This is a genomic window from Paenibacillus sp. (assembly GCF_031177825.1).
Lineage (GTDB): Bacteria > Bacillota > Bacilli > Paenibacillales > YIM-B00363 > Paenibacillus_AE.
The window spans coordinates 31,589-47,885 of record NZ_JAPSKE010000005.1; the positions used below are offsets into that span (position 1 = coordinate 31,589).

The window sequence follows — 16,297 nt, forward strand, 5'->3', positions numbered from 1 at the left end:
CATATTTGTCGCCGAATCGGCGGCCCTATTTCGTTTCCTCGAACAAGCCTGCCCACGACGGCTCCCTAAGGAGCGTATGGAGCCGGAAGGCGGTCGGCCAAGCGACCAGCCAGTCGTTCATGCTTCCCGAGCCGCGCGCGGCGTCCGTCGCGAAGTTCCATCGGCATTGGAAATACGCCTCGTTCTGCGACCCGGCCGGCCGCGTCATGCCGTGGACGACCAGACTCCCGTCGGAGACGCCGAGCGTCGCGTTGTTCCAAGCGACGACGGCTCGCGCGCGCCACCGGTCGTCACCGGTATGTCGCGTCAGACGCAGCCAGTCGCCGGCGATCAGCGCTCCCCGAAGGCAGGCTATTATTTGGCGAGCTGGTGCTTCCATTAACGGGTATCGCTCTCGCCGGACAGCGACTTCGCCCGGCGCGTCGTTCAAATAGGCCGCGCCGCCCCCCGCTCGAAGGCGACGATCCAATCGCCCTGCACGGCGGCGTAGCCTTCGTCGCCTTCCACGACGAGCCCGTACAACCCTTTCACGTCCAAATACTCCCGACGTTCGCCGTTCTCGAACTCCAACGTGATGAAGTAATGCGTGCGGGAGGAGCGCGAGGTATGCACGTGGTCCCCCGCGCCATGCGGTTGATGATGCGTATGGGTGCGGACGTCCATCCGCTTGGCGACCACCCGCGCGTAGACGCTCTCCTTCGGAGCGCTTGCATTTTTCATATATCGCGCTCCGTTGAACACGATGCCCCCGATCACGACTACGAAGCCGATCCCGATAATAATGGGGACGAGCGTAAACATAAAGTCGAAGCCCCCGCCGAACGGGGATCCGCCGAAACCACCCGGCATAACCATTCACCTCGGTTCGAATTGTGTCTCCTTATTTACGTCGGCATGCCGGAAATGTTTCGGACGGAGGGCGAACTCGTTCGGCGGCCGCCTCGGTTGCATGACGCTCCCGCCGGCACGATGACCCGCGGGAAGCGAACTAGTAGCGGTACGCTTCCATCTCGTAAACGTCGCGTACGAACAGCAGCCTGGCTTTAGCATCGACATGTTCGACGACGCCGCCGGCCGACCCGGCCGACGTCCACGTCGCTCCGCGGTCGAACGATAAGAACAGCTCCGCCTCGCGCGAAGCTTCTCCAAGCCGCCGGCCGATCGCGGCGAGCGTGTCGGGCGCGTCCGGGTCGATCGCGATCCGATCCGCAAGGAACGGCAGCTTCCGTTCCGTCCAGACGGTCGCGTCCGCGCCGGCCGTCGCCAGATAAGGAGCGCCGTCTTTGACGCGTCCTCCGATCAGCACGGAGCCCGATGCGTCCGCGCCTGCGCCGTAGAATTAACGCCGCCTGCGGACGAGAAATCTTAACGGTTCGCTCCTTCGCGTTCCATTCCACCTTGGCGCCGACCGCCTCCGCGATGACGCGGACGGAGACGAGCGTCCTCCCCTTCGACAGAAGGGGCGCTACGTCCGGCTCCAGCTTTCGCCCGTCGACCCACAACCCGATTGCGCGCCCTTGCGTCGCCGGAACAAGTCCGGCGTCCGTATCGATCAGCACCGCTCGCTTTTCGCGATCCCAATGAACCTTCGCTTCCAGCGCTTCCGCTACCCAACGCAGCGGCACCATGACGCGCCCGTCTTTCATCGCTGGCGGCACATCCGTTCGCACGGCCAGCCCGTTCACTTCTAGAGTTATGGAGCTTGCTGCGGCGTATGTACTTCCCGGAAACAACGTAACGACCATCCCCAAACCGAGGAGCCATGCCATCCACCGACGCGGCGTTTTCACCCCGTAACACCTCCTGTCTTTTAGACTCTAAAAAAGTAAATTTGTTGCAGGAGCGCTACATGGACTCCTTCTTTTTCTTGCGGCGTCAGGTTAGAAAGGGCCGATGGGCGTAACTTGGACCGCCTCCCTAAGCAGGGGCCGGCCCTCGGACGGAAGTTCGACGACAAAGAAGCCTGCTCCGCGTTTCCTCGGAACAGGCTCTTCCTTTTTCTAGATTATAGGTTGAAAATGGCGACGCCGTACGGTTCGAGCTCGAACGCGCCCGCCGCCTCCGTCCTGCGATCCGACAGCAGCTCTCGCACCTCGCGCTTCGTCCGAACCGCGGCCGGCGTCGAGCCGTAGTTCAACAGGAACGCGACGCGTCCGCCGTCGTCCTCGCGGATCCCGGCCTCCACCTTCTCCGGCAGCTCCTCGAACCAATCGAGCAGCGGACTCTGCAGCCCCAGCTCGGCGAGCAACGCTTGCGCGACGCTCTCTTCGAAGGCGGAGCCGTAATAATAAGCGGCGCCCGCTCCGACGGGACGACGAGTCAGCGCAGGCTTGCCCTCGAAATAATCCGAGGCGTACCGCGCGAGCACCTCCGCGTCGTCGGCGACGATCCGCAGCACGTCGACGAACTTCGGCGCATCGGCGTCCGGCGCCCCTTGCAGCCGCTCGGCCGTCCATCGCACCTTCGGCGCGTCGCCTTCGAGCACGTAGGTGAAATCCTCCACCTCGACCCCGCATAACGAGGCGACCGGGCCCGGGAACGGCTGCATTCTCATTTGACCGTTCTCGTCCTTTACTCCCGTTCGGCAGCCGAACACGACGATCCCGCCCCGCTCCGCGAATTCCGTCAGTCTACGCGCCGTATCCTCCGACAGGATCGCGGCATGCGGATAAACGACGACGCGATACTTGGCGAGCGTCTCCGCCGACGCATGCTCCACGTTGATATAGTCGACGGGAATGTGAGCGTATTGCAGCGTCTTGATCCAAGACGATACGCTGTACCCGGTTAACGGTCCGTACCAGCGGTCGAGCTCGCCGTCCCACTCGTTGTCGTAGCTGCCTAGAACGGCGACGTCCGCCCGATACGATTTGCCCGCGATGGCGGCGCCCGCGCGCTGCAGCTCCTCTCCGATCCGACCGGCCTCCTCCGCCCGGCGGTTCGGCCGGTTATGGGTGTCGTTGATGCCGTGCCAATACATCTCCGTGCCGAACGCCGCCGTCCGCCAGCGGAAATACAGCACCATGTCGGCGCCATGCAGGATCGATTGGTACGTCCATAGCCTCATCTGTCCGGGCTTCGGCGCCGGCATCTCCATTCGGTTCACCCAGCCGCCCGCCCCCGACTGCTGCTCCATCACGCAAAATTGCGGCGACACGGACCTCGCCTTGCTCAAGTTCCAGCTCCACTTCCGGTCGCGCAGCGGACGATCGCCCCCGTCGGGGTAGATCGAGCCGAACTGCGGGTAAGAATCGTAGGAGAAATAGTCGAGCAGTTCGTCCGTCAGCCGGTGGCTGTTCAAGTGGCCGAACAAGCCGTTCGTCGTCACCTCATGCCGCGGCGCCAGCTCTCGGATGATGTCCGCCTGCAGCTTGGCGTAGGAGATCGCGCTGTCGGAGATGAACCGCTTCTCGTCGAGCGCCTGATGCGGATTCGGGGAATCGGAGACGCTCGGCCGGGTCAAGTACACTTGCTCCCAGGACGAGTAGGTTTGGTTCCAGAACACCGCGCCCCACGCCTCGTTCAACCGATCCAACGTGCCGTACTTCCCGATCAGCCAAGCGCGGAACGCGCGGTGATCGCTCTCCGAATAAAACGCGTTCGTCTCGCAGTTCAGCTCGTTGTCGATCTGCCACGCGACGACCGCCGGATGGTCCTTATACCGGGCTACCATCCGCCGCACGATCCGCTCGCTGAACGAACGGTATACGTGGCTGTTATAGTTGTAGTGTCTCCGCTGGCCGTGCCGGTACGGCACGCCCGACTGCGTCGCGTTCAACACTTCGGGATAGCGTTCGGTCAACCAGGCGGGCGGCGTCGCCGTCGGCGTTCCTAGAATCGCCTTCAGCCCGTATCGGTGCGCGAGGTCGAGCGCCTCGTCGAACAAGCCGAATCGGAACACCCCCTCTTCCGGCTCCAAGACCGACCAAGCGAATTCGGCCATCCGGACGACGCCGAAGCCGAGCTCGCGCATCCGTCGGAAATCGTCCTCCCACATCTCCCGGGGCCACTGCTCCGGATAATAGCAAACTCCAAGCCATACGCGATCTCTGGATACGGATTTCGGCATCCGCATGCACCTCGTCCTCTGATATAATGATATTGCTGATTCAACCTCGATGTAGTGCCATCATAATACGGAATAACGGAGAAATAAATCGCAGGGTTTTGCTTCGATAACACGATATTGCGATTCGATTGGAGATAGGCGATGCGAATACATCATTACGTCTCAAGGCCCGTGTTTCCGGGATATTTGGTGTACCCGGAGTCTTACGGGTGGTATCGCGAGGAGCCGGAGCATCGCGAGCATCGCCTGCCCGGGCAGCTGCCGTACTATAATTTGCATTTCGTCTTCGGGGGCAGAGGCGAGTTGGTTTGGAAGAACAGACGGTACGAGCTCGCCGCCGGGCAAGGGTTTCTGTACGCTCCCGATCAGGAGCAGCGGTACGGCGCCGTGCCGGACGAGCCTTGGGACGTGCGGTGGGTGCATTTCTTCGGGGAAGGCGCCGCCGCCCTGCTCGGGGATAAAGGGATCGGCGAGCCCTGGGTGTTCGCGTTGGGCGATGTCTCGCGTTGTCTAACGCTCGCCGACGAGCTGCTCCGATTTTCCGAAACTCCGGACTCGTCCGCGGAGCAGCGTCTCTCGGCGAAGCTGTACGAGCTGCTGCTCGCCACGTTGGGCGCGTCGCGGCCGAAGGCCGCGGGAGCGCCGCCCGACAGCCGCGAACGGATCCTGGCCGCCGCCGACGCGATTCGTTCGCGCTGCGACGAGCCTTGGACGCTCCCGCGAATGGCGGATACGGCGAAATACAGCGTCTATCATTTCGACCGCATGTTCCGCGGCTACATCGGGAAGACCCCGATGCGATTCCTATTGGAGAGCCGGATCGTCCGAGCCAAGCGCCTGCTCATCACCGGCCGCCTGAGCGTCGGAGACATCGCGGCGGCGACCGGGTTTTCGCAAAGCAGTTACTTCATTAAGCGGTTCAAGGAACTCGAGGGGCTGACTCCTCAGCAATTCCGGGAGCAGCGGACGTAGGCCGTCCGGCGTATTCCGCCGCCGCGGCCGGTACGTCTCGCTTTCGCTTTACAAAATTTGCTCTTCTTTTATAAGATGGAATCGCGGAGAATGCCGAAAAACGACGGGATACTCGGCGTTTCTCGATGATTTTCGAAAAGGAGCGTCGATCGATGGATCGCGTCGACAAAAGCATTATCACCCTGCTTCAAGAGCAAGGGCGGATGTCGTTCACGGAGCTCGGGAAGGCGGTCGGTCTCTCGCAGCCGGCCGTTACGGAACGCGTGCGCCGCCTAGAGGACAAGGGAATCCTCGGACGGTACCGCGCCGTCGTCCCTCCGGCCAAAATCGACAAGACGACGTCCGCGTTTCTGCTGTTTCATACGAAGGACTGCGACAGTTTCCTTGCGTTCTGCGATGCGTCGCCCGACGTCGTCGAGTGCCACCGCATCAGCGGGCAGTACAATTACCTCGTGAAAGTGGTGACCGAGTCGATGGCGTCGCTGGAATCGTTCAACAACGCCTCGAACAAATACGGCGATTCGCTGACGATGATCGTCATGTCCACGCCGATCGAGCCGAAGCCGCTCATCCCCGCCATCGAAGAAGAATGAGAATGCGGAAAATGAAACTCCCTTCGGTCCGCCCGAGGGGAGTTTCGTTATATTTAGATCCGCGGCGCGTTCCACGCCCCGACGGAGATGCCGTCCAACGGGCATTCGCGGCTCGTCGCGAACGGGATCGCTCGCGCTTCGCCCGGGTACAGGCCGAAGTCGTTGTCGCCGAGGTAGCTGCCCCAGTCGTCGTCGGGGAAGCCCTGGATCGTTACCCGCACCGCCGGGACCGCGCCGACGTTGCGGACGCGGATTTCGCCCGCGGTTCCGGCGGCCCCGCGCCCGAGCGACCACTCCAGCCGCGTTTCGGGCAAGCGCCGCATCGGCGCGTCCGGCAGGCTCGCGTACAAGGCGAACGCTTCGGCGGCTTGTTCGCCGGGGTATTCGTTTTCCGAGTTGCCGGTGTGACGCCGTTCGAACGCGAGCAGTTCCTCCGTCTTCGCCTGCGCGTTGAACCAATACCATTGATCGGCGACGAGCGAGCCGTCCGCGGCGCGCAGCGCCACCGCCAACAGGAACGGCCGGATCCGTTCGTCCCCGGGCAGCGTCACGGCGATGCGATCGATCAAGGCGACCGCATTCGGCGCAAGCGTCAGCCCTTCGTATCGGTTCGACCGCAGCTCGGTCAGATCGCTGCCGTACAGCGTCGCGCTTACGGATGCGCCGTCCAGCGACTCCCGCGTCTCGTTGGCCGCATGGACGCCGGCTTCGAACGTCTCCCCCGCCGACCAGCCGTTCATCTTCTCGTACGTCGCGAAGGCGGAACGCGGTCGGCATGCCTGCATCGCCCGGTAATACGACAGCTTCGGCGTTCCGTAGTAATCGATGATCCCCCAAGAATGCCCCGGGAACAGATCCGTGAATTTATAATACCAAAATCCCGATTTCGTCGCGCCCGCCCCGGCGCGTTGGATTTCCGCGGTAAACCGCAGCGTCTCCCCCTGCGCCGTCTGCGAGTAGGCGATGTAGTCGTCCCAATCGCGGATCGGCCCGTACGCGCCGTAGCGCATTACCTTGATGACGTCTTTCAAGCTGAACTGGTGAGAATGCGCCAGCAGCCCCCGGCTGTCTTCCGTCGGCGGCCAGGACGCCATCGCTTCCTCCGGTACGTACCGAAGGCAGCTGTCTCGGTTCGGCATGCTCGGAATGCCGTACTCGCCGTACATGACCGACGGCATGGCGAGCGTCGCCGCGTCCATCGGCTCGCCGAAATGGTAGACGTGCCAGTTGTGCGCGCTGCCGCCCCACGGATCGGTGCGATGATACGGGCGCGACGGATCGAACTGGCGGCAGCGGCGGCCGACCAGGAACAAGCCTTCGTCGGCGCCGCCGTGCGGGCCGTTCTCGTTGCCGCCGCCCCACATGACGAGCGACGGATGGCTGCGCAGCCGCTTCACCGAGCGCGTCACCTGACGGTCCACGACGCCGAGATCCGTGTGCGGCGAATCGGGTGGGCCCCAGCATAACGGGAACTCTTGATACACCATGATGCCCTTCTCGTCGCACATCCGGTAGAAGAAGTCCCCTTCCACGAGCCCTCCGCCCCAAGCGCGGAGCATCTGCACGTTGCCGCGGCGAGCCAGCTCGAGGAGCCGCTCGTACAACGCTTCGTTCTGCTCCAGCATCGGGTCCGGCCAGCACCAGTTCGCGCCCTTGACGAAGATAGGGACGCCGTTCACGACGAACTGCCAACGGTATTCGGTCTCCGGGGCCGTGTCTTCGAAGGGGCGCAGCTCGATCGTGCGCACGCCGAAGTCGACGGCGATCGCGTCGATCGCCTCCGCCGCGTCATCGGCGGCGCGCCCGGCCAGCGTCAACGTATATAACGCCGGGTCGCCGTAGCCGACCGGCCACCAGAGCGCCGGCTCCGGCAGCTCGACCTCGGCCTCGAACTCGTTCCGGCCGTAGCTCGCCTCGACCCTGCTGCGGAACCGCAGCGCCGGCGCGGCGTCCGCCGGCACTCCCTTGCGGCGGATGTCGCCTTCGACGACGACCGTCGCGCGGTCGGCCGAGCGGCTGACCGCCGCGAACGCGATCCGCAGCTTCGCGGCGCCGCCTTCGATCGACGTCGTAGCGACGTACGGATCGACGATCGCGACGTCCGGCTCCGCCTGCACCCACACGTCTCTCCAGATGCCCATGGAGATCAAGTGCCCGTAGTGCCAGCCGAAGCCGGGGCTGCCCTTCAGCAAGCCGTTCCACGTCTCCGGCGCCTGGTCGATGCGCACGACGAGCTCGTTCGGCGCGTCGTAACGGACCAAGCCGGTAACGTCGAGGTCCGGCCCGCCGAACATCCCCTTGTGGTGGCCGAGCGACGCGCCGTTGAAGAAGACGGTTCCGGAATAGTCGAGCCCGTCGAAGCGCAGCGTCAGCCGCTTGCCCTGCCACGCGGACGGCGCCTCGAACGTCTTCGCGAACCACCAGTCCCGGCGTTCGACGCGCGTGCGGCGGAACCAGAGCGGCCGCTCCTTCGGTTCGCCATGCGACTCGAGCTCGTCGATCGTATTCGCGTTCCACAGCGGGTCGTCGAGCAGCCCGAGATCGACGAGCGCCTTCTGCACCGTCGTCGGCACCCGGACCTCATGCCACGCGCTGCGGTCGAACCCCGGCGCATACCACTTCTCGATCATACCGGGACTCGCCTTCGCTCTTCGACCGAACCACCCCGTGTTCGGCGCGGGATCGCCCGGATCGGCCGGATCGCAGTCGATCATGCGCCAAGCGCCGGACAGACAGAGCCGCTCCGCTCGGTGCGTCGGCATGGCGCCGCTCGCCGGCTCGACGATCGCCGGCCGGCGCGGAATGCGGCTCTCCGCCTCGATGAGCGCGTCCCCGTGCAGCGAGGAGCTTGCGTATGCTTCGTCCTGAACCTCGTCGAGGTACCGCTTTCCGTCGACGGGACGATAATAGGATAAGGTGGACATGAAGTGGCCCCTTTTCTGATGAAGGATGAGAGCATTCTCCATTATTATCGAATGAGACGGGGAGGAAGTCAATCGTTTTTAATTGTTTGTTGTTGTTTGATGTTACTTGATGTTCGCCAAGGGGGCTCGGATCTTTGAACGGGAAAACTTCCCGCCCACCGCTTAGACGCCCCTATGCGCGGCCGCCTTGGAACGGAAAACCTCCGCTCTATTTTTTGCAAGGCGCTCGGCCACCAGCGACCGTGCGGCCAATTGGGGACAAGTTCCTCAATTTTTGGGGTGGATGCCATAGAAATTGTGGAGTGGCGCCTCGATCACTGCTACTTACCGAGGCGAAACTCGTGTCGTGCGGCCAATTGGGGAGGAGTTCCTCAATTTTCGGGGTGGCATGCCATGAATATTGTGGAGTGGCGCCTCGATTTATTGCTGCTTATCGAGACTGTTGGTTAGCGGTAGAAAAAAAAGAGGCGGCCGCAGCCGCCTCCCCGCCTTACTTGCGCGTCCCGCGAATCGGAGCCGCCTCCCGCTTCCCGAACGACACGTTCGGCGTAAGCTCGAGCTCAAGCTCCTCGGCGTCGTCGCCCTTCACGCGGCACGCGAGCGTGTGCGCGAACGGCGTCTCGACGAAGCGGATCGCGATCTCGAGCGTCCGCTCGTCCGCCCATGCGTACGCGCCGACGACGCGCTCCGGCGCGTCCGAGTGAAAGCGCGTCTCGCCCTCGCTCCATGCGCCGCGCCCGATCGAGAGCCGTCCGTCGCCGCGGCGCGTGCCGACGACGACGGCCGCTTGCCCGCCGGCGGGAAACTCGAAGCCGATCGAGGCGAGCTCCGCCCAGTTCGACTCGAGCGCGTACGTTCGCCCGTCGAGCAGCCGCTCGACGCTCGAGGACGACGCCGCCGGCGGCGGGTCCAGCCGCAGCGCCTCGAGGCGCGACGCCAACGCGTCGGCCGCGGCGGCGTCCGCCGGGAGCGCCTCCGCCGACATCGCAGGCAACAGCGTGTCCCAAGCCGCGTTCAGGACGGCTTGCATATCGTTCGTCCCGCTCGTGATCGCGAGCACGGCGTCTTGCTCCGGCAGCACGACGCAAAACTGCCCGAACGCCCCGTCCCCTCGATACGCGCCGTGCCGGCATCGCCAGAACTGGTAGCCGTAGCCTTGCGCCCAGTCGCTGTCCCCGCCGTCTCCGTTCGAGATATGCTTGCGGCTCGCTTCCTCCGCCCAGCCGTACGGCAGCAGCTGCCTCCCGTTCCAGACGCCGCGCTGCAAGTACAGCTGGCCGAACTTGGCGATATCCTCCGTCGTCACGCTGAGCCCCCAGCCGCCGACGGCGACGCCGCGCGGGCACGTCTCCCACGTGGCGCCTACGATGCCGAGCGGCGCCAGCAGCCGGCTGTCCAAGTACTCCAGCAGCGGCTGGCCCGTCACGCGGCGCAAAATCGCGGACAGCATGTACGTCGCGCCGCTGTTGTACACGAATTTCGTCCCGGGCGCGAACTCCACCGGCGCCGCCAGGAACGCCTTCGCCCAATTGCCGTCGGTCGCCGCGCGCAGCGTCGGCTCGGCGGCATGTCCCGTCCCCATCATGAGCAGATCCCGGACGCGCATCTCCGCCAGAAGCGGGGATACGGTAGCCGGCACATCCTCCTCGTCGAAAAACCCGACCACCCGGTCCTCCAGCGACAACAACCCTTCCGACAGCGCGAAGCCGACCGCCGTCGACGTAAAGCTCTTGCTAAGCGAAAACAACATATGCCGATCCGCCGCCCGGTACGGCGACCACCAGCCCTCCGCGACGACGCTTCCGTGCCGCACCAGCATGAAGCTGTGCAGCTCCGACTTCCGCTCCCGCACCTCGTCCAAGAACGCCTCGATCGCGCCGGACCGAATGCCTTGCGCCTCCGGCGCGCTCCGCGGCAACGCCGCTCCGATTCCCATGTCCGTTCACCCTCCCCCAAAACGGTAGTTCTTCATAATTATACCAGTTTCCCGTTCGTCGGTAAGGGGCTGTCCGGCGAACGGCCGAAATAAAAAAAGACAGCCGCGGGCGCTACGCTTCCCCCGGGCTGCCGCTTACGATGCGAACGTCGGCATAGTCGATCAGCACGACCTTGTCTCGCTTCTCGTCGAACCGCACATTCCCCTGCTTCGGCCGATTCAGCCGACGCGCGTATAAATCCATAATGACGAGGCCGGCCGCAAGGAACCCCTCGCATATTCGGTCCAGCTGCTCGACGTACCTGTCCCTGGAAGGCACCCTCGCCGCCATCTTCTTCATGACGATCCAACCGTACCCGAAATCGACGATCGGACACAGATGGCGGCGCAGCTCCGGAGGGGATCGATCGTAGAGCCACACCTCGGTTCCATTGCGTTCGACGCCCTCTTGCACTTTCGCGACCTTCAAGACGAGTCCTTCGCCCGCATCGAAGACGACCCGGTGCTTGCCGACGCCTGCGATCGGGTAAGGCAAGCCGATGCGAGCGGCCGTCTCCTCGTCCGAGCTCGACCCGATCCGATCCGATTCCAAAGCTTCGACCCATCGCCGGATGCGCCCCTCGTCCGCTTCCGTAAGAAATATACTCACGCCGTTCCCCTCCCATCGTATCGTCCATTATATGGAAAATGCGATACGCCCGAGTGGACGAGAGTGTAGGTCCTCGCGAGCTGACATATAGAATTCCGTGAATTCCGTCGGAGACAACCCGTCGCCAGCTCGTACGTCCAGCCCGGCTTCGGCTCCACGCGGGTGACGGTCGCCTCCTCCGGTATTCGGACCTCCACCTTCACCGTCGGGGTCGCTTCCTCCTCGCTCGGCACGCGAACCGCGAACTTCTCGTACGCCCCTTGTTCGACCTCTTTCGGCCATACCGTGACATGCGCGCTCGCGATGCCGCTGAACAAATCGATCGACAAGAGGAAGACGACCGCGAAACTCATTCTTTTTTCATTCGTTGACAGCTCCTTCATGAATAAGTGGTCCACCGCTTCTCGAACACGGTTTCGTCGTCGTTCGCATCCAAAATCCGAATCCACCTTCCGGGGAACGGCGGATACGGTCCTTCGGCGCGATAGAAGCCCCCGCCTCCCGCGTCCTCCGCGAAAAGCCCCCCGCCCACAACGCCGCTCCCAACAAATGAATGCCGTTCGACGCGATCGCAAGTCCCACGAGGGGCATGCAAGGCAAGTAAGCGGCGGGAAGAACATTCCCGCGGCGGGCGAAAAGCCGGACGCGTCCCATGCTGCGCATGGATGCGTCCGGCTTTTTCATTTTCCGGCCTGCTCGTCGTTATTTTCCGCTCCGCGGGTTATTGATCTGTATGGAGAAGCGTTGGCTGATCGTCGCGCCCGCTTCGTCCGTCAACGTCACCGTAAATTTGTTCATGCCCGGCTTCGTCGGCGAGCCCGATACGACCCCGTCGGCGCCCAAGGCAAGCCCCTTCGGTACATCCTTGTCCGTCAGCGCGAACGCGTGAGAACCGACGCCCCCGGTCGCGGGAATCTTCGCTTGGTACGGCTCGCCTACGGTTCCGCCCGGCAGCTCGGTCCCGCCCAGGGTCAGCTCGGCGGCTCCGATACGGAAGACGATCCGGTCGACCAGCATCCGCTCGCCCGATCGCTTCACCGCCTTGACGACGTGCTCGCCGTCCGGCAGCCCGGAGAGGCTGAACAGCGTCTGTCCCGCTTGGCGGCTGTCGTGATGCGCATTCACCGTCGCCTGATGCGCGCCGTCGACGTAAAGATCGAATTCGCCTGCATCCGGCCCCTTCGGTCCGATCCAGTCGAAGCCGGAGCCCGAGAACCGGTATTCGACCGCATCCCCGTTCGTCCGCGTCGCATGAACGTCGTTCCCGTAGTCGCCGCGGAACGCGAACGTCAAATACGACGCGCCTTCCGGAAGCGAAGCCAGATATTCCTTCTTGATCGTCACCGCGTCGTCCGACACTGTATAGTCGGTGCCCGGACTAAGGATCGTCTCGCCGTTCGAGACGGACAGCAGTCCGCTCTCGTCGACCGTCGTCTCGATCGTGACGTCGGCCGGCTCCGCCGCCCGCTTGTCGAAGGCGACCTGATCCGGTTCGACCAGATCGGAGACGCGGACGCGCAGCCGATCGAGCAGCATGTAGTACCCGTTCTTCTTCACGGCTTTCAGCGTGTGCGCGCCTTCCGGAAGTCCGGAGATCGCGAATACGGTTTGCTGCAGCTGGCGGTTTTGGCTCCACGTGCTGACCGTCTGACGGAATTCGCCGTCGATATAAATATCGATATCGCCCTGCGCGCCTTCCTTCTCCGTTACGATCTCGACGCCCGTGCCTTCGAACGTAAATTCGAACGAATCGCCGTCCTTCTCCGTGTAGTGGACGTCGTCTTGGTAATCGCCCAACCCGCGGCTGCGGCTCGACTGCCAGGAGCCCGTGTAGACGATGCCCGACGCGTCGTCGTTCAGCGAGACGTAGCGCCCTAATGCGGTGTCGTGCACGGCGATCGAGAGCGTCTGCGGCCGGCCCGCGTCGAAGACGAGCTCCAAATTGATCATGCCCGTCGGCTGGGCCGCCAAGTAGTCTCGAACGATCGTCACCAGATTGCCGGATACCCGGTACGCTTCGCCTTGCGTTAACATCGCATCGCCGTGACGAATGCCGACGAGCGTATTGCCGTTCGGCTCGATCGTCGTTTCGACGTCCGCCTGACGATCCGCGCGCTTGTCGAAGCTCGCCGACGCCGGACGAATCGCGCTGTTCGGCGGCGTCGTATCGGCGACGGTGACGGTCAGCGTCTGCGGCGCCCCGGCGCTGAACGTCAGCGTCAGGTTCGCCTCCCCGACGGGCAGCGTCGCCAAGTACTCCTTCATGACGCGAATCGCGTCGCCCTCGACGACATAGTCGACTCCCGCCGTCAAGGCGCCGCCGCCGTTCCGGATGCCGGCGAGCGTATTGCCGTTCGCCGTCAACGTCGTCCTAACGTCGGCGCGGACCGCTTCGTTCTTGTCGAAGGTCGCCGCCGTCGGCGCGATGACGCTGTTCGGCGCCTCGCTGTCGGCGATCTCGATCCGAAGGTCCTGCGTCGCCCCGCCTTCGAACGAGAACGTCAGCTTCGACGTCCCGACCGGCTGCGCGGCCAGGTACTCTTTCCTAATCGTAACGACGTCGTAGGCCGCCGTATAATCCGTCCCGTACACCAACGACGTGACGGTATCGGCGACGCCGGCGAAGCCCGGGCGCGTCAGCCGCACCTGAAGATCGGCCTGTTGCGCGGCCGCCTTGTCGAAGCTCGCGGCGTTCGGCGCGATCAGGTCGGGCAGCGTGACGCGCAGCCGGTCGAGCAGCATGAACCAGCCGGAGCGCTTCACCGCGCTCAGCGTATGCGAGCCGTTCGGCAAGCCCGCGATATGGAATACCGATTGCTGCGACAAGCGGCCCGCGTTTACGGCGTTGACCGTCTGCTTATATTCGCCGTCGACGTAGAAGTCGATGACGCCTTGGGAAGGATCCAGCTCGGTGATCATTTCCACGCCGGTGCCCTCGAACGTATACTCGAAATACTCCCCGTCCGCTTCCAAGAAGTGAACGTCGTTATTGTAGTCGCCCAGGTTCCGGTTGTAGCTGTAATTCCACGGCCCGTGATACGCGATCGAAGGATGATCGTCGTTGATCGCGTACGTTCCGCCCTGCGACGAATCCTTGACGATCAGGTCGATCGTCTGCGGCGCGCCGGCGCTGAACGCGAACGCGACGTCATGCGTACCGGTCGGCAGCGTCGCCAGGTACGCCTTTTTGAACGTCACCGTGCCGCCGGAAACCGTGTAATCGACGTCCGGCGTCAACGCCGCCCCGCCGATTTCGATCCGCTCGAGCGCATTGCCGCGCAGCGTAAGCGTCGTCGTCGCGTCGGCCTGAGCCTCCGGATGTTTATCGAAGCGAATCGCGCCCGGATTCGCGGAGCTGTTCTGCGTCGTCGAATCCGTCACCTGAATGGAGAACGTCTGCGGCTTGCCCGCGCTGAACGTCAACGTCAGATTGACCGTCCCGACGGAACGCGCAGCCAAATACTCTTTCTTAATCGTGAGCGTGCCGCCCTCGAGCGTATAATCGGTCCCTTCGATCAGAGTCGCGCCGCCGTACGTAATCCCCGTAAGCGTATTGCCCCGGAAATCGATCGTCGTCGCGACGTCGGTCGCATGGCCCGAATTCTTATCGAAGGTTGCGGTATTCGGTTCGATCGCGCTGTTCGCCGCTTCGCCGTCGCTGACGACGACGCTGACGTTCTGGGAGGCGGCGCTCAGCTCGTTGCCGCCGTTGCGCACCCAATCGCCCGCGTACCGCATGCCCGTATCGTCGTCGTTCGCCGTCGCGGCGCCGCCGTCCGACACGGTCACCTTCAGCAGACGCGAGCCGTGCGCCGGCAAGTCCGCCGCGACGTAGCCGTCTTCGAACGTGCCTAGCTCCGTGCGGCTCCATAAGTCGCGCACGGAAGCGGCGCCTTCGATGCCGAGATCGCCCCAATCCGCGCGAACGGTCGCCGGGGCATCCCCTAGGTTGAACAAGGCGACGGAGTACGTGCCGTCCCCGTTGTTCGCGTACCATACCTGCTGCTCGGTATCGAGCGACACCGGATGCCCGGGGCGCCCGGCCTGATTGACCGCGATCGCCTCTTCGTTCGTGAGCAGCTCAAGTCCGTATTCGTCCAGGTTCGTCATGTCGTTGCCCGTATACAGCTGCGCCGACGAGATGGACCAGAACGTCATGGCCGTCTGCCGTTCGACCGGCGTCAGTCCGTCCATGGCGCCGTTGCCGATGTTGAGCGAGTCGAAGTCGTTCCAGCCGCCCGGCCCGGCTTCTCTCCACCACTTCGCGGCGAGCGGGAACAATCGCTCGATATTTTCCCATTTCGTCAGGGCGACGCCTTCGCAATAACACTCGATGTCCCAGTCGATTCGCCAGCCGTTGGCGTATTCCTTCCAGTAATCGGCGTAATTATGGTCGAGCGCCCACGACAGCTCGAGCCAGATGCCGTGCCGCCTCAACGCCTGCGACCACGCTTTGACGTCGTCCCGCGCATCGATGCTCGTGTTGTTGTGGCCCGAGCCCGGCGTGACGCTGTCGAACTTCAAGAAGTCGATGCCCCATTCGCCGAACACGTCGGCGACCGAATTAATGTACTTCTGGGCGCAAGGATTGCTGAAGTCGATCTTGTAGCCGATATCCCAGTAATCGCCCGTCCGCAGCGGCTGCGCGGCGATGTCCCGCATCGAGCAGCCTTCGGCGCCGTAGATCGGCAGATCCAACGCGTACGCCTCCTTCGACAAACCCGGAATCGCGTAGAGGCCGATCTTCTGTCCGTTCCCGTGCACGTGATCGATGACCTCGTCGAGGCCGTTCGGATACAGCGTCGTACTCGGGATCGGCCTGCCGTACTCGTCCATCCCGCCGTTCCAAGCGGCGTCGATATTAATATACTCGTAGCCGTACGGCTGCAGCTTCTCGTGCATGGCGTCGGATTGCGCCATAATTTGCTCCGCCGTAATCCACTGTCCGTTGCCGGAGTACACCTGCATGCTGTAGCTGCTCCAGCCCATATACGGCCTCTCCGCCAACCCGTTGTCCGCCGCGAGCGCGGTGCCCGCCCCCGGCAGCGCCGGCAGACTCGCGGCGACTTGCGCGACCGACACGACGAACGTCAGCAGCAGCGCGATCCGTAGTCTCCGGACGCGTAACGTAACCCGATTCAACACGAAATCCCT

12 protein-coding genes and 1 pseudogene are annotated in these 16,297 nt (G+C 63.6%); 2 read left to right on the plus strand and 11 right to left on the minus strand.

The window, feature by feature from the left end; genetic code table 11:
• Nucleotides 1-25: 25 nt before the first annotated feature.
• The 5 genes and pseudogenes from RIN49_RS07550 to RIN49_RS07565 form a co-directional block, all read right to left on the minus strand.
• Nucleotides 26-379, minus strand: a complete 354-nt coding sequence (locus tag RIN49_RS07550) for a hypothetical protein (RefSeq protein ID WP_309119558.1) — start codon at nt 377-379, stop codon at nt 26-28.
• Between the two features lie 47 nt (nt 380-426).
• Complete coding sequence (locus RIN49_RS07555; RefSeq protein WP_309119559.1) at nt 427-849, minus strand: DUF2500 domain-containing protein; 423 nt, start codon at nt 847-849, stop codon at nt 427-429.
• 139 nt (nt 850-988) lie between these two features.
• Nucleotides 989-1,306 carry a hypothetical protein gene (locus tag RIN49_RS07560; protein WP_309119560.1) on the minus strand — a complete coding sequence of 106 codons (318 nt, stop codon included), beginning with the start codon at nt 1,304-1,306 and terminating at the stop codon, nt 989-991.
• A gap of 40 nt (nt 1,307-1,346) precedes the next feature.
• A pseudogene (locus RIN49_RS28770) lies at nt 1,347-1,769 on the minus strand (copper amine oxidase N-terminal domain-containing protein); the annotation flags it as partial.
• A 236-nt stretch (nt 1,770-2,005) separates the two neighbouring features.
• Nucleotides 2,006-4,069, minus strand: coding sequence for a beta-galactosidase (locus tag RIN49_RS07565; protein ID WP_309119561.1), 2,064 nt, complete (start codon nt 4,067-4,069; stop codon nt 2,006-2,008).
• Nucleotides 4,070-4,210: 141 nt separating this feature from the next.
• Here RIN49_RS07565 and RIN49_RS07570 point away from each other — a divergent pair, with 141 nt between their 5' ends.
• Nucleotides 4,211-5,041, plus strand: coding sequence for a helix-turn-helix transcriptional regulator (locus RIN49_RS07570; RefSeq protein WP_309119562.1), 831 nt, complete (start codon nt 4,211-4,213; stop codon nt 5,039-5,041).
• Between the two features lie 152 nt (nt 5,042-5,193).
• Nucleotides 5,194-5,634, plus strand: a complete 441-nt coding sequence (locus RIN49_RS07575) for an Lrp/AsnC family transcriptional regulator (RefSeq protein WP_309119563.1) — start codon at nt 5,194-5,196, stop codon at nt 5,632-5,634.
• Nucleotides 5,635-5,687: 53 nt separating this feature from the next.
• On the opposite strand, the gene RIN49_RS07580 is transcribed toward RIN49_RS07575, so the two are convergent.
• The 6 genes from RIN49_RS07580 to RIN49_RS07605 form a co-directional block, all read right to left on the minus strand.
• The gene (locus tag RIN49_RS07580; RefSeq protein WP_309119564.1) at nt 5,688-8,558 is read right to left on the minus strand and encodes a glycoside hydrolase family 2 protein; all 2,871 of its coding nucleotides are present in this window, start codon (nt 8,556-8,558) and stop codon (nt 5,688-5,690) included.
• 490 nt (nt 8,559-9,048) lie between these two features.
• A complete protein-coding gene (locus RIN49_RS07585; RefSeq protein WP_309119565.1) occupies nt 9,049-10,494 on the minus strand; it encodes a serine hydrolase domain-containing protein in 1,446 nt (481 codons plus the stop codon).
• A 112-nt stretch (nt 10,495-10,606) separates the two neighbouring features.
• Complete coding sequence (locus RIN49_RS07590; RefSeq protein WP_309119566.1) at nt 10,607-11,143, minus strand: hypothetical protein; 537 nt, start codon at nt 11,141-11,143, stop codon at nt 10,607-10,609.
• Nucleotides 11,140-11,496, minus strand: a complete 357-nt coding sequence (locus tag RIN49_RS07595) for a DUF1775 domain-containing protein (protein WP_309119567.1) — start codon at nt 11,494-11,496, stop codon at nt 11,140-11,142. The genes RIN49_RS07590 and RIN49_RS07595 overlap by 4 nt, the downstream gene beginning before the upstream one ends.
• 26 nt (nt 11,497-11,522) lie before the next feature.
• On the minus strand, nt 11,523-11,675 hold the full coding sequence (locus RIN49_RS07600; protein ID WP_309119568.1) for a hypothetical protein: 153 nt from the start codon (nt 11,673-11,675) through the stop codon (nt 11,523-11,525).
• 170 nt (nt 11,676-11,845) lie between these two features.
• Complete coding sequence (locus RIN49_RS07605) at nt 11,846-16,288, minus strand: X2-like carbohydrate binding domain-containing protein (protein WP_309119569.1); 4,443 nt, start codon at nt 16,286-16,288, stop codon at nt 11,846-11,848.
• Between the last annotated feature and the right edge of the window lie 9 nt (nt 16,289-16,297).